This is a genomic window from Rhodococcus sp. T7 (assembly GCF_009872365.1).
In the GTDB taxonomy this organism is placed as follows: domain Bacteria; phylum Actinomycetota; class Actinomycetes; order Mycobacteriales; family Mycobacteriaceae; genus Rhodococcus_F.
The window spans coordinates 29764-52164 of the sequence record NZ_WXYH01000276.1 but is presented as its reverse complement, the minus strand read 5'-3'; the positions used below and the strand labels follow the sequence as shown (position 1 = coordinate 52164).

At 69.5% G+C, this 22401-nt stretch carries 18 protein-coding genes; 9 read left to right on the top strand and 9 right to left on the bottom strand.

The window, feature by feature from the left end:
• Window positions 1-22 precede the first annotated feature (22 nt).
• Entirely contained in the window at window positions 23-1789 is a 1767-nt protein-coding gene (locus MLGJGCBP_RS23110; protein ID WP_087558945.1) for a DEAD/DEAH box helicase, read from the bottom strand.
• 109 nt (window positions 1790-1898) lie between these two features.
• Here MLGJGCBP_RS23110 and MLGJGCBP_RS23105 point away from each other — a divergent pair, with 109 nt between their 5' ends.
• The 4 genes from MLGJGCBP_RS23105 (at window position 1899) to MLGJGCBP_RS23090 (ending at window position 6119) form a co-directional block, all read left to right on the top strand.
• Window positions 1899-2696 carry a carbon-nitrogen hydrolase family protein gene (locus tag MLGJGCBP_RS23105; protein ID WP_160098302.1) on the top strand — a complete coding sequence of 266 codons (798 nt, stop codon included), beginning with the start codon at window positions 1899-1901 and terminating at the stop codon, window positions 2694-2696.
• Between the two features lie 59 nt (window positions 2697-2755).
• Window positions 2756-3385, top strand: coding sequence for a phosphoribosyltransferase (locus MLGJGCBP_RS23100; RefSeq protein ID WP_087558947.1), 630 nt, complete (start codon window positions 2756-2758; stop codon window positions 3383-3385).
• A gap of 99 nt (window positions 3386-3484) precedes the next feature.
• On the top strand, window positions 3485-4189 hold the full coding sequence (locus MLGJGCBP_RS23095; RefSeq protein ID WP_160098300.1) for a heme peroxidase: 705 nt from the start codon (window positions 3485-3487) through the stop codon (window positions 4187-4189).
• Between the two features lie 139 nt (window positions 4190-4328).
• A complete protein-coding gene (locus MLGJGCBP_RS23090; RefSeq protein WP_160098298.1) occupies window positions 4329-6119 on the top strand; it encodes an AMP-dependent synthetase/ligase in 1791 nt (596 codons plus the stop codon).
• A 51-nt stretch (window positions 6120-6170) separates the two neighbouring features.
• Here MLGJGCBP_RS23090 and MLGJGCBP_RS23085 read toward each other — a convergent pair whose 3' ends face one another.
• Window positions 6171-6794, bottom strand: coding sequence for an alpha/beta hydrolase (locus MLGJGCBP_RS23085; protein WP_201453168.1), 624 nt, complete (start codon window positions 6792-6794; stop codon window positions 6171-6173).
• A gap of 78 nt (window positions 6795-6872) precedes the next feature.
• Between MLGJGCBP_RS23085 and MLGJGCBP_RS23080 the strand changes: the two genes are divergently transcribed.
• Entirely contained in the window at window positions 6873-10340 is a 3468-nt protein-coding gene (locus tag MLGJGCBP_RS23080; RefSeq protein ID WP_160098294.1) for a TM0106 family RecB-like putative nuclease, read from the top strand.
• Here MLGJGCBP_RS23080 and MLGJGCBP_RS23075 read toward each other — a convergent pair.
• Complete coding sequence (locus MLGJGCBP_RS23075) at window positions 10325-11503, bottom strand: amino acid deaminase/aldolase (protein WP_160098292.1); 1179 nt, start codon at window positions 11501-11503, stop codon at window positions 10325-10327. The genes MLGJGCBP_RS23080 and MLGJGCBP_RS23075 overlap by 16 nt on opposite strands.
• An 81-nt stretch (window positions 11504-11584) precedes the next feature.
• Complete coding sequence (locus tag MLGJGCBP_RS23070; RefSeq protein ID WP_087558952.1) at window positions 11585-12229, bottom strand: TetR/AcrR family transcriptional regulator; 645 nt, start codon at window positions 12227-12229, stop codon at window positions 11585-11587.
• Between the two features lie 101 nt (window positions 12230-12330).
• On the opposite strand from MLGJGCBP_RS23070, the gene MLGJGCBP_RS23065 reads away from it, so the two are divergent.
• Both MLGJGCBP_RS23065 and MLGJGCBP_RS23060 read left to right on the top strand, forming a co-directional pair.
• The gene (locus tag MLGJGCBP_RS23065; RefSeq protein ID WP_160098290.1) at window positions 12331-13647 is read left to right on the top strand and encodes a D-arabinono-1,4-lactone oxidase; all 1317 of its coding nucleotides are present in this window, start codon (window positions 12331-12333) and stop codon (window positions 13645-13647) included.
• Window positions 13648-13657: 10 nt separating this feature from the next.
• Window positions 13658-15022 carry an amidase family protein gene (locus tag MLGJGCBP_RS23060; RefSeq protein ID WP_160098288.1) on the top strand — a complete coding sequence of 455 codons (1365 nt, stop codon included), beginning with the start codon at window positions 13658-13660 and terminating at the stop codon, window positions 15020-15022.
• A gap of 12 nt (window positions 15023-15034) precedes the next feature.
• Here the strand turns inward: MLGJGCBP_RS23060 and MLGJGCBP_RS23055 are convergent, their stop codons facing one another.
• From MLGJGCBP_RS23055 to MLGJGCBP_RS23045, 3 genes are all read right to left on the bottom strand, one after another.
• Window positions 15035-16000, bottom strand: a complete 966-nt coding sequence (locus MLGJGCBP_RS23055; protein WP_160098286.1) for an adenosine deaminase — start codon at window positions 15998-16000, stop codon at window positions 15035-15037.
• 26 nt (window positions 16001-16026) lie between these two features.
• Window positions 16027-17223 carry a class I adenylate-forming enzyme family protein gene (locus MLGJGCBP_RS23050; protein ID WP_160098284.1) on the bottom strand — a complete coding sequence of 399 codons (1197 nt, stop codon included), beginning with the start codon at window positions 17221-17223 and terminating at the stop codon, window positions 16027-16029.
• Window positions 17224-17316: 93 nt separating this feature from the next.
• Entirely contained in the window at window positions 17317-18120 is an 804-nt protein-coding gene (locus MLGJGCBP_RS23045) for an enoyl-CoA hydratase/isomerase family protein (protein ID WP_160098282.1), read from the bottom strand.
• Between the two features lie 40 nt (window positions 18121-18160).
• On the opposite strand from MLGJGCBP_RS23045, the gene MLGJGCBP_RS23040 reads away from it, so the two are divergent.
• Window positions 18161-19525: an FAD-binding oxidoreductase gene (locus MLGJGCBP_RS23040; protein WP_160098280.1), complete on the top strand. Its 1365-nt coding sequence runs from the start codon at window positions 18161-18163 to the stop codon at window positions 19523-19525.
• Here MLGJGCBP_RS23040 and MLGJGCBP_RS23035 read toward each other — a convergent pair.
• The gene (locus MLGJGCBP_RS23035) at window positions 19479-20978 is read right to left on the bottom strand and encodes an MFS transporter (protein WP_160098278.1); all 1500 of its coding nucleotides are present in this window, start codon (window positions 20976-20978) and stop codon (window positions 19479-19481) included. The genes MLGJGCBP_RS23040 and MLGJGCBP_RS23035 overlap by 47 nt on opposite strands.
• A gap of 2 nt (window positions 20979-20980) precedes the next feature.
• On the bottom strand, window positions 20981-21595 hold the full coding sequence (locus MLGJGCBP_RS23030; RefSeq protein WP_160098276.1) for a PadR family transcriptional regulator: 615 nt from the start codon (window positions 21593-21595) through the stop codon (window positions 20981-20983).
• Window positions 21596-21676: 81 nt separating this feature from the next.
• On the opposite strand from MLGJGCBP_RS23030, the gene MLGJGCBP_RS23025 reads away from it, so the two are divergent.
• A complete protein-coding gene (locus MLGJGCBP_RS23025) occupies window positions 21677-22399 on the top strand; it encodes a GNAT family N-acetyltransferase (RefSeq protein WP_160098274.1) in 723 nt (240 codons plus the stop codon).
• Window positions 22400-22401: the final 2 nt, after the last annotated feature.

Here is a 22401-nt window from a genome sequence, read left to right as displayed (position 1 = left end):
CCCGGTCAGGGCCGCGCGAGGACTACTCGCGCGGCCTTTTCCTGTTGTCCCGGTCGCGCTGGAACTTTCCGCCGGCCCGGTCGTCGCGGCCACCACGGCCCGGACGACCCGACGGCGGCCCCGAGTCGGGCTGCAGCTGGATCAGCACCCCGGAGATCCGGGTACGGCGCAGTGCCTCGAGGGTTTCGCTGGACAGGTCTGCGGGCAATTCCACCAGGCTGTGGTCCGGGCGGATGCTGATGTGTCCGAAGTCGCTGCGCCGCAGCCCACCCTCGTTCGCGATGGCACCGACGATCGCACCCGGCACCACCCGGTGCCGCTTGCCGACCGCGATGCGGTACGTCGCGAGCTCCTGGCCTTCCGGCCCGCGCGAGCGGGTCGGGGGGCCGTCGTCGAAACGGCGCGGCGGGCGGGGTTCACGGGGTTCCCGTTCACGGCGGGGCGCGGGCGGCGGTTCGGGCGCCATGAGGAACGCCTCCCCGTCGCGCGACTGCACCGCGAGCGCCGCGGCGATGTCGGCGAGCGGAACGTCGTGCTCCTGCTCGTAGTCCTCGATCATCTTGCGGAACAACGCCAGGTTGTCGGACGTCAGGCTCTCGGTGATCGAGTCGCCGAACTTGGACACACGCTGCGCGTTGACGTCGTCGACGCTGGGCAGCTGCATCTCGGCGAGCGGCTGGCGGGTCGCCTTCTCGATGGCCTTGAGCAGGTGCCGTTCGCGCGGCGCCACGAACAGCAGCGCCTCGCCCGCACGCCCGGCACGACCGGTGCGGCCGATCCGGTGGACGTACGACTCCGTGTCGTGCGGGATGTCGTAGTTGACGACGTGGGAGATGCGTTCGACGTCCAGGCCACGCGCGGCCACGTCGGTGGCCACCAGGATGTCGAGGGCGCCGCTCTTGAGCTGGCCGATGGTCCGCTCACGCTGGGCCTGCACGATGTCGCCGTTGATGGCCGCCGCCGAGAACCCGCGCGAGCGCAGTCGTTCCGCGAGGTCCTCGGTGGCCTGCTTGGTGCGCACGAAGATGATCATGGCCTCGAAGTCCTCGACCTCGAGGACACGCGTGAGGGCGTCGAGCTTGCGCTGGTGCGCCACCTGCACGTACCGCTGCGAGATGTTGGAGGCCGTCGACGTCTTCGACTTCATCGTGATCTCGACGGGGTCGTGCATGTACTGCTTCGAGATCTTGCGGATGGCGCCCGGCATGGTGGCCGAGAACAGGGCGACCTGCTTGTATTCGGGGGTGTCGGCGAGGATGCGCTCGACGTCCTCCTGGAACCCCATCTTCAGCATCTCGTCGGCCTCGTCCAGGACGAGGTAGGAGAGCTTGGACAGGTCGAGGGTGCCCTTCTCCAGGTGGTCGATCACGCGACCGGGCGTGCCCACGACGACGTGCGCGCCGCGCCGCAGTCCCGACAGCTGGACTCCGTAGCTCTGACCGCCGTAGATCGGCAGGACGTGCAGGCCCGGAATGTGGGCGGAGTACTTGCCGAACGCCTCCGCGACCTGCAGGGCCAATTCCCGGGTCGGCGCGAGGACCAATGCCTGCGGCGACTTCTGCGCCAGGTCGATCTTCGAGAGGATCGGTACCGCGAACGCAGCGGTCTTGCCGGTGCCGGTCTGCGCCAGGCCGACGACGTCGTTGCCGGCGAGGAGGGGCGGAATGGTGGCGGCCTGGATCGGCGAGGGCGACTCGTAGCCCACATCGGACAGTGCCTTCAAGACCCGATCGTCGATGTCGAGGTCGGCAAAAGTGGGGGGTTCGGGGTCACGCTCGATATCACTCATTGACCAGCAGTTTAGTGCACGAGTCCACACTGCAACGCCACGCCGCGGAAATAGGCGGCGACCGGGACGGGAGAGACCCGCCGCGGCGTCGTCGCCTAGCGTGGACGGCATGGTCGATGTCGCTGTCATTCAGTTCGCTCCCGGTCAGGACAAGCAGGAGAACCTGCGCACGGTCCGCACGCTCGCCGCCGAGGCCGCGGGCCGCGGCGCGAAGGTGGTGGTGGCGCCGGAGTACGCGATGTTCACGGCGCCCAGAACGGACGAGCGGATCGTCGAATCGGCCGAGGCCCTCGACGGCGAGTTCGTCGGCGGGCTGGCCGCGACCGCGAAGGAACTCGACGTTCATCTGGTGGCGGGAGTCAACGAGGCGCTGCCCGGCGACGATCGCATCTCCAACACCCTCGTCGCGCTCGGGCCCCGCGGCGACATCGTCGCCACCTACCGCAAACTTCACCTGTACGACGCGTTCGGCTACAAGGAATCCGACGTCATCCGCGCCGGGGAGATCGGCGCACCGGAGACGTTCGCGGTCGACGGCCTCACGTTCGGCATGCAGACCTGCTACGACCTGAGGTTCCCCGAGGTCACCCGACGGATCGTCGATGCGGGCGCCGACGTACTGCTGCTGCCGGCGCAGTGGGTGCCCGGCCCGCTCAAGGAGGATCACTGGTCGACCCTGATCCGGGCGCGCGCCATCGAGAACACCGTGTACGTGGCGGCCGCCGATCAGAGCGCGCGCACCGGGGCCGGAAACAGCATGATCGTCGATCCGATGGGTGTGACCCTCGTTTCGCTCGGTGAGCGGGTGGGCACCGCGGTCGCGTCGGTCGATGCGGAGCGGATCACCGAGGTGCGGGAGAAGAATCCCGCCCTCGCCCTGCGCCGATTCACCGTCAGCGAGATCTGAGCGGCCACATCGGGAGTAGCGTCGGAGACGAACCGTTCTTCACGATCACGGAGCGTTCGATGTTCTACACCAGTCGCGCCGACGCCGGTCGCCGACTGGCCGCCGCACTGGACCACCTGCGCGGAACCGACCTGGTGGTGCTCGGCCTGCCGCGCGGCGGCGTCCCCGTCGCATTCGAGATCGCCGCGGCCCTGTCGGCACCCCTCGACGTCGTGCTCGTCCGCAAACTGGGTGTGCCGTGGCAGCCGGAACTCGCGATGGGCGCCATCGGCGAGGGTGAATCCCGGGTGATCAACGACGACGTTCTCCGCATCGCCCGGGTCAGCAAGACGTCGCTCGCCATGGTGGAGGCGAAGGAACGCCACGAACTCGAGCGGCGGGCACGGGTGCTGCGTGGCAACAGACCCCGGGCGTCGCTGAGGGGCCGCATCGCCGTCCTCGTCGACGACGGCATGGCCACGGGCGCGACCGCAGCGGTGGCCTGCCAGTCGGTGAAGAAGCTGGGCGCAGCCCGGGTGATCGTCGCGGTCCCGGTGGCCGCTCCCGAGGCCGTCGGCCGGCTGCGCGTGACGGCCGACGAGGTGGTCTGTCCCTACACCCCAGCCGATCTCGGCGGCGTCGGCAACGCGTACGCCGATTTCCATCAACTCTCGGACAGCGAGGTCACAGACCTGCTGACGCCCCGCTGACGGTCATTCTCGAGGAATCTTCAGCTTCAGTGCAACGTTCCCGGAGGCCCTGTCGATACACCGGAAAGAGCACAGAACAGACTGCCTTTGGAGGATCTCGTGACCGTCTCTGCCGATACCGTCGAAACCGTCGTCACCGCGTGCCGCGACCGATTGGGCGACCCGTCCGGTTGGGTCACCTCCGATGCCTACCGGCACAGCCTAGCTCTCTGCATCATCGAATCGGTGCAGTCGAGCGCCGGGCACAGCGAGGTCGCCGTCGTCGACCGTTACCTGGCTTACCGGCGGGCGCACCCCGATCAGCCCCTCACCGACGGCGCCCGCGACCTCCTCCGCACGTTCGAGGAGGCGGGCAGCTCGGATCAGTGGGCGGGCAAGGTCGGCTCGTACAAGCGGCGGTACACCGCCACCGGCGTGCCGATCGAGGCGCGTCACATCCAGCTGGCGGCGGAGCGACTACACCAGCTCCGCATCAACAGCATCGACGACCTTCTCGAGGCTGCCAGGGACGAAGCCGCCCTGGAGCAGATCCACGACGCGTGGATCGAGGTGTGCGGGGAGAGCAGCGACGTCACGTGGGCACACTTCCTGATGCTCGCCGGCATCCCCGGCGTCCGGCCGAATCGGGTGGCGGACGTCTTCATCAGCGGCGCGCTCGGCATCTCCGAAGCCACCGACGACGGCCTGGCCGAGGAGATTCTCGACGCGACCGCGACCGAACTCGGGGTCGATCCCGACCAGTTGAACTACGCGATCCGGCGCTGGCTGTCCGCGAACTCGCGCCGTCTGGAAGAGGCCGCCTGAGTTATCAGTTTACGCCGAGTTACACTAATCTCCGCTGGTCGGAACAGAAATACACATAACGGACATCGACCCTGGTGCGAAATCAGGACAAATGTGATCGAATGCACATCCGTCATGTCGTTTCAGTGGAGGGGTCATAGTGCGTGAATTCTCGGTACCGCAGTCGTTCTCAATTCCGGAGGACGCCTCCATGGCGGACACGGTCTTCCGTCACGCCGAGGAAGACCCGAAGTTCGTTCCGTTCAAGCGCCCGGGCAACGGTGGATGGGTAGACGTCACCGCCGCCGAGTTCGCGGAGCAGGTCTCCGCCGTCGCGAAGGGCCTCATCGCCTCGGGCATCGAACTCGGTGACCGCGTCGCGATCCTCTCCGCCACCCGCTACGAGTGGGTCGTCATCGATTACGCGATCTGGACAGCGGGCGGGTGCACCGTCGCCATCTACGAGACGTCCGCACCCGATCAGGCCAAGTGGATCCTCGAGGACTCCGGCACGTCGCTGCTGGTCGTCGAGAACGCGAAGCAGGCCGATGCACTGAAGGTCGTCACCGACGGCGCCCCGGACCTGCGCGAGGTCCTGCAGATCGAGGGTGCGGGCGCAGTCGAGGAACTGTCGAAGCGCGGCGAGAGCGTCACCGACGAGCAGCTGCACGAGCGTCGCCACCAGGTGCGCGCGTCGTCCCCCGCGACCCTCATCTACACGTCGGGCACCACGGGCCGCCCCAAGGGCGTGCAGTTGACGCACTCCAACTTCTACGCGGAGTCCGCGGCCGTGAAGCTGGCGCTCAGCGACGCGATGTACGCGGGCAGGCGCACCCTGATGTTCCTGCCCCTCGCGCACGTCTTCGCCCGCGCCATCTCGTTCGGGGCGTTCGACGCCAAGGTCACGGTCGCGCACACCGCCGACCTCACCACGCTGCTCGATCAGTTCGCCGCGTTCAAGCCGCACTTCATCCTGTCGGTGCCGCGCGTGTTCGAGAAGGTCTACAACTCCGCCAAGCAGAAGGCGTACGACGGCGGCAAGGGCAGCATCTTCGAGAAGGCGTCCGCCACGGCGATCGCGTACAGCGAGGCGCAGGACACCGGCGGCGCCGGGCTGGGCCTCAAGCTCAAGCACGCCCTGTTCGACAAGCTCGTCTACTCGAAGCTGCGCACCGCGCTCGGCGGCGAATGCGACCGCGCCGTCTCCGGTGGCGCCGCGCTCGGCGCCCGCCTCGGTCACTTCTTCCGTGGCATCGGCGTTCCGGTGTACGAGGGCTACGGTCTCACCGAGACCAGCGCCGCCATCTCCGTGAACACCACCCGCGCGCAGAAGGTCGGCACCGTCGGCAAGCCGATCGACGGCCACGCCGCGAAGATCGGTGAGGACGGCGAACTGCTCCTGAAGGGTCCCGTCGTGTTCGGCGGGTACTGGCACAACGATCAGGCCACCGCGGATTCGATCCGGGACGGCTGGTTCCACACCGGCGACCTCGGCTCGATCGACGAAGAGGGCTACATCTCGATCACCGGCCGCAAGAAGGAGATCATCGTCACCGCGGGCGGCAAGAACGTCGCGCCCGCGGTCCTCGAGGACGCCCTCCGCGCGCACCCGCTGATCAGCCAGTGCCTCGTGGTCGGTGACGGGAAGCCGTTCATCGGCGCGCTCATCACCCTCGACTCGGAGACCCTCCCCGGGTGGAAGGAACGCCACGGGCTGGCCGCCGACACCCCGGTGTCCGAACTGGTGAAGAACCCCGACCTGGTCGCCGAGATCGACGAGGCGGTGGCCGAAGGTAACAAGAAGGTGTCCAACCCGGAGCGGATCAAGAAGTACCGCATCCTCGAGGTCGACTTCACGCAGGAGACCGGTGAGCTCACTCCCACGCTGAAGCTCAAGCGGAACGTCATCCACAAGGAGCACGGCGCCGCCATCGAGGCCATCTACGCGTAAGCGGCTCCGCCGCCCGTGAGTGGTTGAGGAGTCCCTGCACTCTTCAACCACTCACGGGCGCGCAGCCTCCAGCACGAAATCGCGGACCACCGCGGTGACGGCGGCGTGGACCTTCTCGTGCAGCAGGTCGTGTCCGGCGTCGTCGAATTCCCGTAGTTCGAGGCCCGCGATCCCCGCCGCCCACTCCCGGACGGGGTCGATCGGGGCCATGCGGTCGTCCACGCCGTGCACCGCGAGCAACGGGATTTCCAGCGAACCCAGCGCGTCCGCCGTCTGCTGCACGGCGGCGGTCTTCGGGGTCCCGCACAGAATCGCGCGCCGGAATCCGGAGTCGCCGCGCATGAGGAGTTCCATCGAGACGGCGGCCCCGAGGGAATGCCCCATCAGCACGCGCGGGACGTCCGGTGCGTGCTGCTCCGCGAGGCGGGTGAGGAGCGCGGCGTCCTCCGCCAGTTCCGCCACGGACCCGGGGTGGTCGCCCTCGGACAGGCCGTGACCCGCCTGGTCGATTCCCCACACCCCGATTCCCGCCGGCGTCAGCCCGCGCGCGAACCGATGGTAATGCCCCGTGTGCTGCCCCATCCCGTGCAGAAACACCAGCTGGACGACGGGTCCCCCCACCGCGCTCCAGTGCCGGTAATGGACGCGTCCGGAGTGGCCGTCGAAGAAGGGCATGGCTGCCATTCTGGACGTGTCGCCCCCCGATGGCACAATTGGGCGGGTGAACTCACCGGCAGAACTGGGGACGTAGCTGTGTTCCTCCTCGACGACACCATCGTCTACAGCGCCAGCGACCTCTCCGCGGCCGCCACCTGCGAGTTCGCGTTGCTGCGCCGGTTGGATGCCACGCTCGGGCTCGGCGGCGCCGGCGCCGCGGCCACGTCCGTCGACGACGATCCGATGCTGCGACGGACGTCGAGCCTGGGCGACGCGCACGAGCATCGCCGGCTCGAGCAGTTCCGCGCCGAGTTCGGCGACGGGGTGGTCACGATGGACCGGCCCGAGTACACCACCGTGGGTCTGTTCGACGCGAACCTGGCCACCGTGGAGACGATCCGCGGCGGCGCCGACGTCGTGTACCAAGGCACGTTCTTCGACGGCCGCTTCCTGGGTTTCTGCGACTTCCTCGTCCGCGACGGCGACACGTACGCCGTCTACGACACCAAGCTGTCCCGGCACGCGAAGGTGTCGGCTCTCCTCCAGCTCGCCGCCTACGCGGAAGCGCTGGCCGGCAACGGAATTCCGACGTCCCCGGACGTGCACCTGCTCCTCGGCGACGACAGCGACTCGGCGCACCCGCTCGGCGACATCGTCCCGGTGTACTCCGCGCGGCGCGCCTCGCTCGAACGAATCCTCGACGAGCACCGCGACGAGCAGTCGGTCGCGGAGTGGGGCGACCCCCGGTACACGGCGTGCGGTCGCTGCGACACGTGCACCCCGGAGGTCGAGCAGCACCGCGACCTGCTGCTGGTGGCCGGAATGCGCTCGACGCAGCGGAGCCGGCTGATCGCGGCCGGGATCGGCACTCTCGACGCGCTCGCCGCGCATGCGGGCAGCGTCGAGGGGCTGCCCGAACGCACTCTCGAATCGTTGCGGGGCCAGGCCGCTCTGCAGTTGCGGCAGGAGTCCTCGGGCACCCCCGAGTTCCAGCTGTACGCCCCGCAGGCGCTGGGTGGACTGCCGGAACCGGACGACGGCGACATCTTCTTCGACTTCGAGGGAGACCCGCTGTGGGCCGAGAACGGTTCCACCGACTGGGGTCTCGAATACCTCTTCGGCGTGGTCGAGGGGCCCGCCGGCGCCGCCGTGTTCCGGCCGTTCTGGGCACACGACCGCGCGGAGGAGCGGCAGGCGCTCGTCGACTTCCTCGACTACGTGACGGCGCGACGTCAGCAGTACCCGAACATGCACATCTACCACTACGCCGCGTACGAGAAGTCGGCGCTGCTGCGGCTGGCGGGGCGGCACGGCGTCGGCGAGGAGACCGTCGACACCCTGCTGCGCGACAACGTCCTCGTCGACCTGTACCCGGTGGTGCGGGGATGCCTGCGGATCGGTGAACGGTCTTACAGCATCAAGAAACTCGAACCGCTGTACATGCCGGAGCAGCCGCGCGACGGCGACGTCACCAACGCCGCCGCGTCGGTGGTCGCGTACGCCGACTACTGCGATCACCGGGACAACGGCCGCGACGAGGAGGCCCGCGCGCTGCTGCAGGGGATCGCCGACTACAACCAGTACGACTGCGATTCCACGTTGCGGCTGCGCGACTGGCTGATCGGGCAGGCGCGGACGCACGACGTCCCGCTCCGGCCGCCGGGCGACGGGCCCACCCCGGTGACCGAGGAATGCACGCCCGCGGAGGCGACGTTGCGCGAATTCGCCGGGCACGGTCCGAGCGAGCACCGCGGCCACGACCAGCAGGCCGCCGCACTCATGGCGGCGGCGGTCGGCTATCACCGGCGTGAGCGGAAACCGTTCTGGTGGGCGCACTTCGATCGGCTCGTCGTGCCGCACGACGAACTGTCGGACATCCGGGACGTCCTGGTGGTGTCGTCCGCGGTCGTCGAGGAGAGCTGGCACAAGAGCAGCCCCCGGCAGCGCAAGCTGCGCCGGCGTCTCGAGCTCACCGGCCGGTTCGGGACCGGAAGCACGGTGGGGCCCAAGACCACGATGTACGCGCTGTACGACACTCCCGCGCCGGAGGCGGTCGCGGGCGACAATCCGCAGCAGCGAGGAACGTGCACGGTCAACGTCCTCGAAGTCGGTAAGGACGGCCGCCGCCGCGACGTGGTGATCGTCGAGGAACTCCTGAACGGCGAGGAGTACGGACAACTTCCGACGGCGATCACCCCCGGGCCACCGATCACCACCGACCGCATCGAATCGGCGATCGCGGTGGCCGCGGACGGCATGTGCTCACCGCTGCCGGAGCTTCCGCTGTGCGCGTCCGTGGACATCCTGCGGCGGTCCGATCCGCGCACCCGGAGCGGGAATCCGCTCCCACCCGTCGACGGCACGGACTACGCGGGCGCGATCACCGCCGCCCTGCTCGACCTCGAGGACTCGTACGTCGCGGTACAGGGTCCGCCCGGCACCGGCAAGACGTACACCGGGGCCCGGGTGATCAAGGCACTCGTCGAGCAGCACCACTGGCGGATCGGCGTGGTCGCGCAGTCCCATTCGGTGATCGAGAACATGCTCGGTGGCGTCGTGAAGGCCGGGCTCCCCGCCGAACTCGTCGCGAAGAAGGACGGGCGACATCGCGCCGCGACGTGGACCGACATCAGTTCCAACGATTACCCCGGCTTCATCGACCAGGCGGTGGGAACGGGCTGCGTGCTCGGCGGAACCGCTTGGGACTTCGCCAACACCGACCGCGTTCCGCCCGGCAGTCTCGACCTGCTGGTCATCGACGAGGCCGGGCAGTTCGCACTCGCCAACACCATCGCCGTGGGCGGTGCGGCCCGCAATCTCCTTCTGCTCGGCGATCCCCAGCAGCTCCCCCAGGTCAGCCAGGGCACCCATCCGGAACCGGTGGACGCGTCGGCTCTCGGGTGGCTCGCCGAGGGGCACGGGGCGCTGCCCGCGAGCCGGGGCTACTTCCTCGAACGCACGTGGCGGATGCACCCGCAGCTGTGTGCTCCCGTCTCGACGCTGTCGTACGACGGCAAGCTGCGTTCGCAGGAATCGGCCAGTGCTGCACGGCGGCTCGACGGTATGGCCGCCGGGGTGCACACCGTCTTCGTCGACCACCAGGGCAACGCGACCCAATCCCCCGAGGAATCGCGGGAAGTGGTCAACCGGATCACGAAACTGCTCGGATCCGGCTGGACCGACCCCAGCGAATTCGAGGGCACCCGCCCACTCGACGAGTCCGACATCCTGGTGGTGGCGCCGTACAACGCGCAGGTCGGGTTGATCGAACGCGATCTGGCCGCCGTCGGCCTCGACAAGATCGAGGTGGGCACGGTCGACAAGTTCCAGGGGCGGGAGGCGGCCGTCGCCATCGTGTCGATGACCGCGTCCGCAATCGAGGACGTGCCGCGCGGCATGTCGTTCCTGCTGTCGCGGAACCGGATGAACGTGGCCGTCTCCCGCGGCAAGTGGGCGGCGATCATCGTCCGGTCGGAATCCCTGACGCAGTACATGCCGAGCACCCCCGAAGGACTCACCGAACTGGGCGCCTTCATGCGGCTCCCCGATCAGCCGAAGCACTGACCTTCGCCGCGGTAGGTGGGCACGACGGTGCGGGATCCGTCCGACTCGACGAAGTGCACCTCGGTGAACCGCTCGCACAGCTCGCCGGCCTTCGCGTGCCGGAACCACACCCGGTCGCCGATCCCGAGATCGGCTGCCGCCCTTCCGGTCACCGGCGTCTGGACCTCGCCGGCGCCCTCGTTGCGCAGTAGCTTCAGGCCCGACGGCCACATCGGTGCAGGCACGCGGCTGCGCCCGGCGGGTCCGGAGGCGATGTAGCCGCCGCCGAACAGCGTCGCGATGCCGGGTGCCGGCCGCCGGACCGTCGAGAGGGCGAAGTACAGCGACGGGTGCGGGCGGAACGAGCGGTACCGGTCGAAGAGCGTGGGGACGTACAGACCGGACCCGGCGGTCACCTCCGTGACGACCGGGTCGGCGGAGCTCACCTCGAGCGAACCGGTGCCGCCGCTGTTGACGATCTCGAGTGCCCCGACCTCCGACTGCACGGCGTTCACCACGGCGCCGCGGCGGGTCGCGAGTTCCCTGGCGGACGCCCGTTTCATCCAGCCGATCGGTCGACTGGAGTCGGGTAGTCCCGCGATCTGCGCTTCGTAGAACATGACTCCGACGACGGCGAACCCCCGCCCGGCGGCACGTTTCGCGAACGCGGCGACGGCGGACGGTTCGCGGAGCGGGGAGCGGCGGACCCCGATGTGGACGGGTCCGAGCCGCAGCGACGCGTCCACGTCGATGCACAGCCGGGCCCGGAGGGACGTCGTGCCGGCGGCGGCGGACACGAAGTCGAGGTGGTCGTCGCTGTCGACCATCAGAGTGATCCGGTGCAGCAGTTCGGGTTCTGCCGCCAGTTCGGCGAGGGCCTCGCGGTCGGCCGTCGGGTAGCCCATGAGGATGTCCTGCGCGCCGTGCCGGGCAAGCCAGATCGCCTCGCGAAGGGAGTACGCCATGATCCCGCGAAAGCCGCCGGCCGCGGTGAGATTCTCACCGAGCGCGACCTGGAGTACCGCACGGCAGCGGACGGATTTACTGGCGACCCGGACCGGGGTACCGCCGGCCCGCCGGACCAGGTCGGCGGCGTTGGCGCGCAGCGTCGGCAGGTCGAGAGGGAGCAGCGGCACGCCGGACTCGGTGGTCGAGGCGATGAGACGGTCGAGCGTGGGCGTCACAGTTCGTCCAATCGTTGTGCGGCGATCTGCGACGCCAGTCAACCATCGAGTTGGACGATTGTCCAGATCGATCGGGCCCGATCAGGCCTGCTCGACCGCCTTCGCCGTGATCACCTGCACCATCTCGTCCAGCGCCGCGATCATCGCCTCGCTGTCCCGGTCGACGAGCCACCGCAGCACGAGCCCGTCCAGCATGGCCAGCCCGAACCGCGCGATCGCCTCGACCGGAGTGCCCCAGCCGACGCCGGCGATCCGGGCGCACTCGGCGAGGAATTCGATCGCCTCCTCGTCCATCGTCCGGTACTGCTGACCGGCGATATCGCCTGCGCGCTCACTCCCCGACGCCCGGTGCCGCAACGCCTGCGCGGTGATCTCGTACGTCAGCAACTGGCGGTCGGGGGTGGCCTCGATGATCGGCCACATCCCGCTGATCCCGATGTGGAGCAGTTCGCGCAGACCGTCGATCCCCCGCAGGTCCGGCGCGTGCCGCACCTGACCGAACGCCAGCCGCATCGACGCACTGAGCTGCAGAACCAGGCTCTCGCCCATCGCGGCGAGGAGCTCTTCCTTGCTCTCGAAGCAGTAGTGCACCACACCGAGAGAGACGCCGGCCTCCTCCGCCACGGCCCGCACCGTGACCGACGCGACGCCGCGCTGCTCCGCGATGGCCAGCGCCGACTCGACAAGTTGGGCACGACGTTCATCCGCAGGAAGCCTGTTCAGCATCCTCTGATCGTAGAACCTGAGGGGGCCTCCCCCGCGACCAACACGGACGCCCGACCAACCCGGCATTTGCCTGGACGAGCGTCCAGGTTCATGATGGGCGAATGGCAAAGGACACATGGCGCAACTGGGCGGGCACCGAGACGGCGAACCCGCTGCGCTTCGCGACCCCACGCTCGGTGGAGGACCTCTGCGCGCTCGTCGTCGGTGCCGCGCGGCAGGGACAGCGGGTCAAGGCCGTGGGGTCGGGCCACTCCTTCACCGGGGTCGCCGTCACCGACGGGATCCTGGTCAGCCTGGACGCCCTCACCGGCATCGAATCCGTCACCCTCGACGAACCGGCAGGCGCCCTCGTCACCGTCCTCGCCGGCACGCGACTACGTGATCTGAGCGAGCAACTCTGGCACCGCGGCCTGGCCATGATCAACCTGGGCGACATCGACGTACAGTCCGTGGCGGGTGCGCTGTCCACCGGAACGCACGGCACCGGAGCGCGTTTCGGAGGTCTCGCCACCCAGGTCCGCGCCCTGCAGGTGGTGCTGGCGGACGGCTCGGTGGCCGACTGCTCCCCCACCGAGAACCCCGGACTGTTCGAGGCCGCACGCCTGGGCCTCGGCGCGGTCGGCATCATCTCGAAGGTCACCATCCAGTGCGTGCCGAACTACGTGATGCACGCCGTCGAGAAACCGGAGTCGCTCGATGCCACCCTCGACCGCCTCGACCACGACCGCGCCACGGTCGACCACTTCGAGTTCTACTGGTTCCCGCACACCCGCCGCGTCCTGACGAAGCGCAACACCCGGTTACCCGGCGACACGCCGACGTCGCCCCTCCACCCGGTCCGCGCGTACGTCGACGACGAACTGCTCTCCAACGTCCTGTTCGAGGGCATCAACAGAGTGGCGGGCCTTGCGCCGTCGACGATTCCGAAGATCAACCGGATCTCCTCCCGCATGCTGAGCGCGCGCGAGTTCACGGACCGCAGCTACCGCGTCTTCGCATCGGAGCGCCGGGTCAAGTTCCGCGAGATGGAGTACGCGGTACCCACCGAGACGCTTCCGGACACGCTCGCGGCAATCGACTCGTGGGTGGAGAAGTCCGATTTCACGGTCGCGTTCCCCGTGGAGGTCCGCTTCGCCGCGGGTGACGACGTGTGGCTGTCGACGGCGAACGGGCGGGACACCGCGTACATCGCGGTGCACCAGTATCACCGCCGCGATCACGAACCGTACTTCTCCGCCGTCGAGGCGATCGCCCGGGAGGTGGCCGGGCGGCCGCACTGGGGCAAGATGCACGGCCGAAGCCCCGAGGACCTGCGGCCCGCATACCCGAACTTCGACGAGTTCGTCGCCGTGCGCGACAAGTACGATCCCGAGCGAATGTTCGACAACGCGTACCTCCGGACGGTCCTCGGTCGCTAACGTGGGATAGGTGGCCCCCAGTCGATCTTTCGACCGTCGCAACTTCCTCCGCGTCGCGGGTGCCTCCGGGGCGGCGGCGTTCGGTGCCGCGATGCTCGGTGCCTGCGGGGAACGCTTGCACGATCCGGAGGTTCCGCCGCTGCCCGACGGCCTGTCCGTTCCGAGTGGCGGAGGGGTGTCCGAGTTCGCGCCCGTCGACAAGGCGACATGGCGTGTGCAGGGCGATCCCCTGGTCGCCCCGACCGGCGACGGGTCCCTCGCCGGCATGCGACTGGCCGTGACCGACCTGTATGCCGTTGCGGGACAGCAGATCGGCGCGGGCAGCGGGCGAAGGCTCGCCGAGGCGCCCGTCGAAACCGGCACCGCCGCGGTGGTGGCGCGCCTGCTCGGGCAGGGCGCCCGCGTCGTCGGCCTGGCGCAGACCGACGACCTCGGTTACGGACATTCCGGCGTCAACCAGCAGTTCGGGACGCCACCCAACCCCCGCGCCGAGGACTGCCTGCCCGGCGGTGCGACGTCCGGCGCGGCGAGTGCGGTCGCGCAGGGCGCCGCCGACATCGGGCTGGGCGTCGACACCACCGGTTCCGTGCGCATCCCGGCGTCGTATCAGGGCCTGTACGGCTTCGCGCCGTCCCGGGGCGCCGTCTCCACCGACGGACTGTTCCCGCTGTCCCCCACGTTCGACACCCCGGCGTGGGTGTGCAGCGACGTCGACACGCTCGTCGCGGTGTCCGGCGCCCTTCTCCCGCTCACCGCGGAGACCCCGTTCCGCGGCGCCCTCACCTCGGACGGCATCAACGCCGTCGCCGAGGCCGGGGCGCTCGGCGCGGTGCGGCGCGCCCTCACCGTGTGGGAGAAGAGTTCCCTTCCGCGGCTGACGTGGACCGACACGGACATCGGCCGGCTGCCCGACTGGTACGACGCCGTCGTCGACGTGCAGGGCTACGAGGCGTGGCGGCTGCACGGCGAGTGGGTGAGCCAGGCGATGTCGTCGCTCGGCGACGAACCCGGCCGCAATTTCGCCGACGCCAGCCGCATCTGGGAGACGACGTACGGGCGGAAGCTGACCATGCTCGCCGAGGCGTCGCAGACGATCACCGCATACGTGGGCGACAGCCTGCTCCTGCTGCCCGCGACGTCGTCCGTCGCCCCCGAGCGGACGGGCGACCCCAGCGGCGGACGGTTCCGGAACACGATGCGCGCCACCGGCATGCTCACGTGCCTCGCGAGCATCTCGGGGCTGCCCAACGCGACCGTGCCGTTGCGCACCGACGACGGGGTTCCCGTGGGCCTGTGCCTGGTCGGGCCGTACGGCCGCGACCGCGACGTGCTGGCCGTCGTCGCGAGTCTCGGCGACACGGGGCTGACGGACTGACGACCGGGGTGATCAGCCGCGGAGCAGTTGCGCCTTGCGTGCGTCGCTCGCGAACGACGCCTTGATCGAGTTGCGGGCCAGGGTGTCCCGCTCGGCATCGGTGAGGCCGAGCTGGTCCCGCAGTTGCGCGAAGTTGTCGTCGACGTATCCGCCGAAGTACGCGGGGTCGTCGGAATTGACGGTGACGAGCAGACCCGCGTCGAGCATGGTCCGCAGCGGGTGCTCGGACAGCGAGTCGACCACGCACAGCCGCACGTTCGACAGCGGGCACACGGTCAGCGGCACTTCCTCGTCCACCAGGCGCGCCACGAGCGCCGGGTCCTCGAGCGCCCGCACCCCGTGGTCGATGCGCTCGGCGCCGAGGAGATCGAGTGCCTGCCAGATGTACTCGGGCGGCCCCTCCTCGCCCGCGTGCGCGACCACGTGCAGCCCCTCCGACCGGGCGCGCGCGAACACGTCCTCGAACAGCGACGGCGGGTTGCCCACCTCGGCCGAGTCCAGTCCGAGCCCGACGATCGGCGTCTGCAACCGGATGATCTCGGAGAACACTTCCTCCGCCTCGTGCACGGGACGGTCGCGCAGGATCGCGGCGATGGCGGCGCTGCTGAGGCCGAACTCCCGCTCGCTGGTGCTCACCGCGTCCATGATCCCGTCGAGTACGTCGTGCAGCGGGACACCACGATTGACATGGGCCTGCGGGTTGAAGAAGAACTCCACGTGCGCGACGCCGCCCGCCGACGCCCGCGCGAAGTAGGCGCGGGTGAGGTCCGCGAAGTCCTGGGCCGTCCGCAGCACCTGCATGTTCGCGAAGTACAGGTCGAGGAACGACTGCAGGTTGGTGAACTGGTACCGCGACCGGAGATCGTCGAGGTCCGCGTACGGCAGCTGCACGGAATTCCGTTCGGCCAGCGCGAAGATCAGCTCGGGTTCGAGGGAACCCTCGATGTGCATGTGCAGCTCGGCGACGGGAGAGCTCACGGGTGGATACCTGCCTTTCGCACCACCTAGGCAGCGGTGTCGCGGTCGACGATACGGACGAAGCCGTCGCCGTCGATATTCGCGGTGTCGCCGGTGTGAAACCAGCCACCGGTGAACGTCTTCGCGGTCACCTCGGGCCGGTTCCAGTAGCCGCGACTGACTCCCGGACCGCGACACAGCAATTCGCCGACACCGCGGCCGGCGTCCGGCCCGAGGAGCGCCACCTCCATCCCGCCGAACGCGACGCCGACACTGCCCGCGTGTGTCAGAGCGCACTCGTCGGGCAACGCCAGCCCGGCCCCGCACGTCTCGGTCATGCCCCACCCGAGGAAGTGTCTGGCCTCGGGGAACGTTCGCCGGAGGAGTTGCGACTGGTCGAGGGACAGACCCGAGCCGCTGTAGTCGATCCAGCGCACCGCGCGCCGGCCGAAACTCGTCACCCGCGAACTCTCGACGGCGCGCAGGAGCACTGCGGGCGCCGCGGTGAGCACGTCGGCTCCCGTACCGCGCCACGACGCCGCGTCGGTGCTCCCCGTCAGCAGGACCGTTCCGCCCACCACCAGCGTCGACAGCAGTTCGACGAGCGATCCGACGGTGTGCAGTTCGGGTTCGACGAGGAGATTCCGCAGTCCCTCGGAGCTGAACCCACGCGCGTGGAGCACGGATTCGATGGTCGAGAGCACGTTCTCGTTGCTCAGCTCCACCCCCTTCGGGGACTCCGACGGGCCCGGCGTGTACGACAGCAGCACCAGCTCGTCCGGGCTGGCGCCATCGTCGATGAACGAGATACCCTCCGGCAGTTCGCCGTCGAGGGTCAGTACCGACTGGCTGTCGGCGAGCACCTGACCGGTCCGCGCGTCGTCGAGCGCCGGGCTCACCCCGACCGGCACGCCGCCGGCGAGCAGCACCCCGAGGAACGCCTCCACCCAGCGGACGCCCACGGGCTGCCGGACCGCGACGCGGTCGCCGATCTCGACGCCCTTCGACTTCAGCCCGCCCGCCACCCGGGCCGCGGATGTCCACAGTTGCGAGAACGTGAGCGACCGGCCGCCGTCCTCCTCGACGGCGATCCGGCCCGCGTAGCGGTGCACGGAGATGTCGAGCAGTTCGGTGAGCGACGGGTTGAGGCCGCCGTACCGGAGCAGTCCGTCACGACCGCGGACCACGCGATCGTCGTGGAAGAACGGACCACTACTCCGGTACTCGACGAGGGACGACGGCATCTGCACCTCCGCTGACGACACTGCTGCGCGACCGGGACGTTTGCCACGACTATATGACGCCCGTCACAGTAGCGGGGAGCGGATCGCCGACGCCTACCGCCCGCGGTACGTCGCCTTGCCCGGTCCCACGTCGAGGAAGCTGCGGACCGCACCCCGGAGGTCCTCGGTCTCGAACAGCGCACCCGACACCTCGGGCGTGACCGAGTCGGCGTGCGCGACGCCACCCGATCGCCACGCGGAGATGATCTGCTTCGTGGCGTCGTGTGCACGCGTCGGACCATCCGCCAGGCGTGCGGTGAGCGCGCGGGCCTCGGTGTCGACGTCCTCGTGGACGGCGTTGACCACACCCCAGCCGTGCAGCGTCGCGGCGTCGTACAGATCGCCGGTCATCACCAGTTCCCGGGCGCGGCCGGATCCTGCCCGCTCGGCCAGCCGCTGCGGACCGCCCATCGACGGGGTCAGCCCCACGACCGTCTCGACCAGTCCGAACTTCGCCCTCGGTGCGGCGAGGATGATGTCGCAGGCGAGCGCGATCTCGAAGGCGGCGGTCAGCGTCAGCCCGTGCGCCGCGTACACGACGGGGCACGGCAGCGCCTCCAGCGGATGGCAGATCTCGGCGAACAACTCCTGCCACAGGTCCGCGCCCTGCTCCGCGGTGAGCCCGTCGAACACGTGGACGTCCACGCCCGCCGACACCACCTTGCCCTCGGCGCGCAGCAGCACCGCCCGCGGCGGATCCTCGGCGAGCGCCGCGACGTCGGCCTGCACGGCGTCGAACATCGTCTGATCGAAGAGGTTCAGGGGGCCGTGGGCGAACGTCAGGATCGCGATCTCGGCGCCGGCGTCGGTGCGGACACGCTCGAGTCGGGTGGGATGTGCGGCGGCAGGCTCAGTCATGCGGCCAGACTGCCACACGGGGTCCGCCTACGATCGGAGTGTGGACTCGCTGTGTGCGGCGCTGGCCGAGGTCGTCGGCGAACGGTTCGTCACCGTGGACGCGGACGTGCTCGCCGCCCGCGCGACGGACCACACGGGACGCTACCGCGGGCGGGCGAGCGCACTGGTCCGGCCCGCGGACGCCGCGGAAGTCTCGGCCGTGCTGGGCATCTGCCGCCGCACCGGAATGAAGGTCACGGTGCAGGGCGGCCGCACCGGACTCGAGGCGGGCACGGTTCCCGAGCACGACGACGTGCTGCTGTCGACGGAACGGCTGACCGCGGTCGGTGCCGTCGACCGCGAGAACCTGCGCGTCACTGTCGGCGCCGGCGTCACCCTCGCCGCGGTAGGCCGCGCCGCGTCCGGCGCCGGACTGCTGTTCGGCGTCGACCTCGCGTCCCGGGATTCCGCGACGATCGGCGGCATGGTGTCGACCAACGCCGGCGGGCTGCACACCGTGCGGTACGGCCACATGTCCGCGCAGGTGCTGGGCCTGGAAGTGGTGCTCCCCGACGGGGCGATCGTGCGGCGCAGCATGCGGGTGGGCGCCGAGAACTGCGGATACGACCTGCCCGCGCTGTGGGTGGGGAGCGAGGGCACCCTCGGTGTGGTCACGGCCGTCGATCTGGCGCTCCACCCGGTTCCGGACTTCCGTGTGACCGCCCTCGCCGGGTTCGCGCACCTGTCCGGGCTGATCGACGCGGCGCACGTCGTCCGGCGGCTCGACGGCGTCGACGCCGTGGAGATGCTCGACGGCCGCGGGCTCGACCTGGCCTCGTCGCGGCTCGGCTTCGCGGTTCCGACGGGACTGCCGTGGTACCTCCTTGTGGAACTGGCCGGGCACCGCGATCTCACCGTCGACCTCGCCGACGCGCTGGAGCGGTGCGATCCCGACGACGAACCCGCCGTCGGGATCGATCTCGCAGGCCGCGCCCGGGTGTGGGCGGCGCGCGACGCGTTCGCGGACGTGGTCGGGCTGTTCGGCCCGCCGCTGAAATTCGACGCCGCCGTCCCGTTGGACGCTCTCGCCGCGTTCGTCGCCGACGCCGTCGCGCTGGTGGCGAACCGGGCACCCGACGCGATCCCGATACTTTTCGGGCACGTCGCCGACGGCAACGTCCACCTCAACGTGCTGCGCTGCCCCGACGAGTCCGTGCTGTACCGGGCGGTGACGGAACTGATCCGCGACCACGGCGGCAACATCGCGTCCGAACACGGCGTCGGCGCACACAAGCGCAACTACCTGGACCTCGCCCTCAGCCGCGAGGACATCGCCGCGATGTGGACGATCAAGCGGGCGTTCGACCCCGACGACTACCTCAACCCCGCAGTGATGTTTCCCGACTGGCTGCGTCCTCCGCGCTGACCCCGGGCTCCTTCTCACGCGACGGTCGCGCAAAGCAGACGGAGGCGACGAAACCGATCAGCAGGATCGCGGCGGGCAGCCAGATCGACTGCGACATCGCCGTGGCGAACGGTTCCTTCACGAACTCGGGCATCTCGCCGACGCCGGCCTCCTGGCTGTCGGCGTTCAGCCCCTGCGCGGACAGGCGGGCCGTGATGAGCGCACCGATCGCGGCGCTACCGAGGACGGCGCCGACCTGGCGGGTCGTGTTGTAGACGCCTGCCCCGGCGCCCGCCTGATGGGGCGGCAGGTTGTGGGTGGCCGTGGCCGCGAGCGGCGACCAGATGCACGCGTTGGCGAGACCGATCAGCCCGATCGGCAGCAGCAATTCCCAGATCGCCACGTCGGGCGACATCACCATGGACAGCCAGCCGAGCGCGATCGAGAACAGCAGGAACCCGGCGCCCGCGATGTACCGCGGGTGGGTGCGGTCGACGAGTTTGCCGATGAACGGGGCGAACACACCGGTGAGGACGGCCATCGGCACGAGCAGCAGCGCCGACCGGGTGGGCGACAGACCGCGCACCGCCTGCGTGTAGAACATCAGCGGCAGGACCATCGCGGTGATCGCGAATCCCATCGACGTGATCGCGACGTTGGCGAGCGAGAAGTTACGGTCCTTGAACAGGCCCAGCGGCAGCAGCGGCTCGTTCTTGTTCCAGGACTGGTACCAGACGAAGACGCCGAGCAGGACGAGGCCTGCGGCGATCGACGCGAGCACCGTCGCCGACCAGTCGTAGGAACTGCCTTCCTGGATTCCGAACACGAGGAAGAACATGCCGAGCGCGCTGAGCACGACCCCGGGGATGTCGAACTTGTGCTCGTGGGTCTCCAGCGCAGGCACCAGCCGCCAGGCCAGCACGAACGCGATCACGCCGACGGGGACATTGACGATGAAGATCCACTCCCAGCCGAGGTTGTCGACGAGCACGCCGCCGGCGAGTGGTCCCACCAGCGTGGCGACACCCGCGACGGCGCCCCACAGACCCATCGCGGTGCCGCGGCGGTCCGGCGGGAACGTCCGGGTGATGACGGCCATCGTCTGCGGCGTCATCAGTGCGGCGCCGAGTCCCTGGAACACGCGCGCGACGATGAGCATGGTGATGGTGCCGGACAGTCCGCACCACAGCGACGCCCCGGTGAACAGGACGAGCCCGATCAGGTAGATGTTCTTGGGGCCGAAGCGGTCACCGAGGCGGCCGGTGACCAGCAGCGGCACCGCGTACGCCAGCAGGTAGGCGCTGGTGACCCAGACGACCTTGTTGATGTCGGTGTGCAGGTCGTTCATGATCGCCGGGTTGGCCACCGCGACGATGGTGCTGTCGACGAGGATCATGAAGAAGCCGATGACGAGGGCCCACAACGCGGGCCAGGGATTTCGGTGCTCGGGTGGTGCGGTGCGCTCGGTGTCCATCATCAATCCTTTGCTGAACCGGATGGGATCCGGCGTGAGTGTGTCAGTCGTTCGACGAGTTCCGGCGAGAGCCACGGCAGGGCGCCGGAGTCGATGTCGGCCACCAGGGCCCTGAGCCATTCGCGCTCCGCACGGGCGACGGTGACGAGGTATTCGTTGCCGAGGAGGAAGATCCTGGGGATCTCGGTGGAGCAGGCGAGCGCGGCGGCGGTGTCGAGTTCGTCGATCTCGCGGGCGAGGTGATCGAGCCGTTCCCGGAGCAGTTCCACCACCGTGTGCGCGTCGACGTTGTGCGCCTCGGCCAGTGCGAGCGGGAACTGCGGGTACTCGGGCACCGGGGTGGCGAGCATGTCGCTCACCCGGTGGACGAGGGCTTCCCGGCCCGCGTCGGTGACCTCGTACATGGTGCGTTCGGGCCGGTTTCCCGCCCGGTCGGTGCCGGTGGTGCGCACCAGTCCTTCACCTTCGAGCCTGCTCACGGTGTGGTACAGCGACCCCGGCCGGATCTTCACTACGCGTCCACGACGGGCGTCGGCGAGTTGATACATCTCGTACGGGTGCATCGTGCGCTCACACAGCAGGCCGAGGATGGTGACGCCGAGCGGCGTGAGTGCCATGGTCACCACCTTTCCACTACTCCGAGTCGAATACTCCACGTGGAATATACCGTCCGGGCTTTCGCGGAACAAGCGGCTACCGTGGGCCCCGTGGACTCCCATCACCTCGACATCATTCGACTCGCCTGGTCACGCGAACTGGGATTGCCCGACGACGCACTGGCCACCCGCCCGGACGCCGACGACCGCGCGGTCCGGGTGGACGACGAGACCGACACGATCCGATTCCTGCGTCTGGGCGAGACGTCCGCGCTCATCGGACCGCGGTGGGCGATCGAGCGCGCCGACGGGCACACGGCGGAGGAACTGACGGAATCCGCGACGCTGCTCGCCCTCACCCAGGACCGGTCCGGACGGTGCGCCGGCCCGGTGGTGCTCGCGTACGGCACCGACTACCAGGATCCGGTGACCGGCCCGCCACCCCTCGTCTCGCACGAACGTGACCACGTCCGGCAGGTCGAGGCGGCCTGTCCCCCGGACGACGTCGCCGAGGCCCGGGTGGCAGAGCGCGAACGGTGGTTCACGATTCTCGGCGACGCGCAGCAACCGGTCGGGTGCGCCGGTTACACCGAGTTCCAGGGATTCCTCGCCGACGTCGGGGTGCTCACGGCACCGGAGTTCCGGCGCCGGGGACTGGGCGCGACGGTCGCCGGGATCGCCACCGACGACGCACTCGACGCCGGCCTGATCGCCCAATGCCGTTCACCGCGCGACAATCCGGCCGCGCGCGCGCTCGCCGCCCGCGCCGGGTACCGGGAACTGGGAACGTACGCCGAGGTCACGATCTCGCGACGTACGCTCTGAGA

Bases quoted from the DNA above. Each gene is read 5' to 3' on its own strand.
- MLGJGCBP_RS23030 (WP_160098276.1), bottom strand. From the start codon at position 21,595: ATGGCACTCACGCCGCTCGGCGTCACCATCCTCGGCCTGCTGTGTGAG.
- MLGJGCBP_RS23070 (WP_087558952.1), bottom strand. From the start codon at position 12,229: ATGCTGAACAGGCTTCCTGCGGATGAACGTCGTGCCCAACTTGTCGAG.
- MLGJGCBP_RS23045 (WP_160098282.1), bottom strand. From the start codon at position 18,120: ATGACTGAGCCTGCCGCCGCACATCCCACCCGACTCGAGCGTGTCCGC.
- MLGJGCBP_RS23100 (WP_087558947.1), top strand. From the start codon at position 2,756: ATGTTCTACACCAGTCGCGCCGACGCCGGTCGCCGACTGGCCGCCGCA.
- MLGJGCBP_RS23065 (WP_160098290.1), top strand. From the start codon at position 12,331: ATGGCAAAGGACACATGGCGCAACTGGGCGGGCACCGAGACGGCGAAC.
- MLGJGCBP_RS23050 (WP_160098284.1), bottom strand. From the start codon at position 17,223: ATGCCGTCGTCCCTCGTCGAGTACCGGAGTAGTGGTCCGTTCTTCCAC.
- MLGJGCBP_RS23035 (WP_160098278.1), bottom strand. From the start codon at position 20,978: ATGGACACCGAGCGCACCGCACCACCCGAGCACCGAAATCCCTGGCCC.
- MLGJGCBP_RS23110 (WP_087558945.1), bottom strand. From the start codon at position 1,789: ATGAGTGATATCGAGCGTGACCCCGAACCCCCCACTTTTGCCGACCTC.
- MLGJGCBP_RS23105 (WP_160098302.1), top strand. From the start codon at position 1,899: ATGGTCGATGTCGCTGTCATTCAGTTCGCTCCCGGTCAGGACAAGCAG.
- MLGJGCBP_RS23085 (WP_201453168.1), bottom strand. From the start codon at position 6,794: ATGCCCTTCTTCGACGGCCACTCCGGACGCGTCCATTACCGGCACTGG.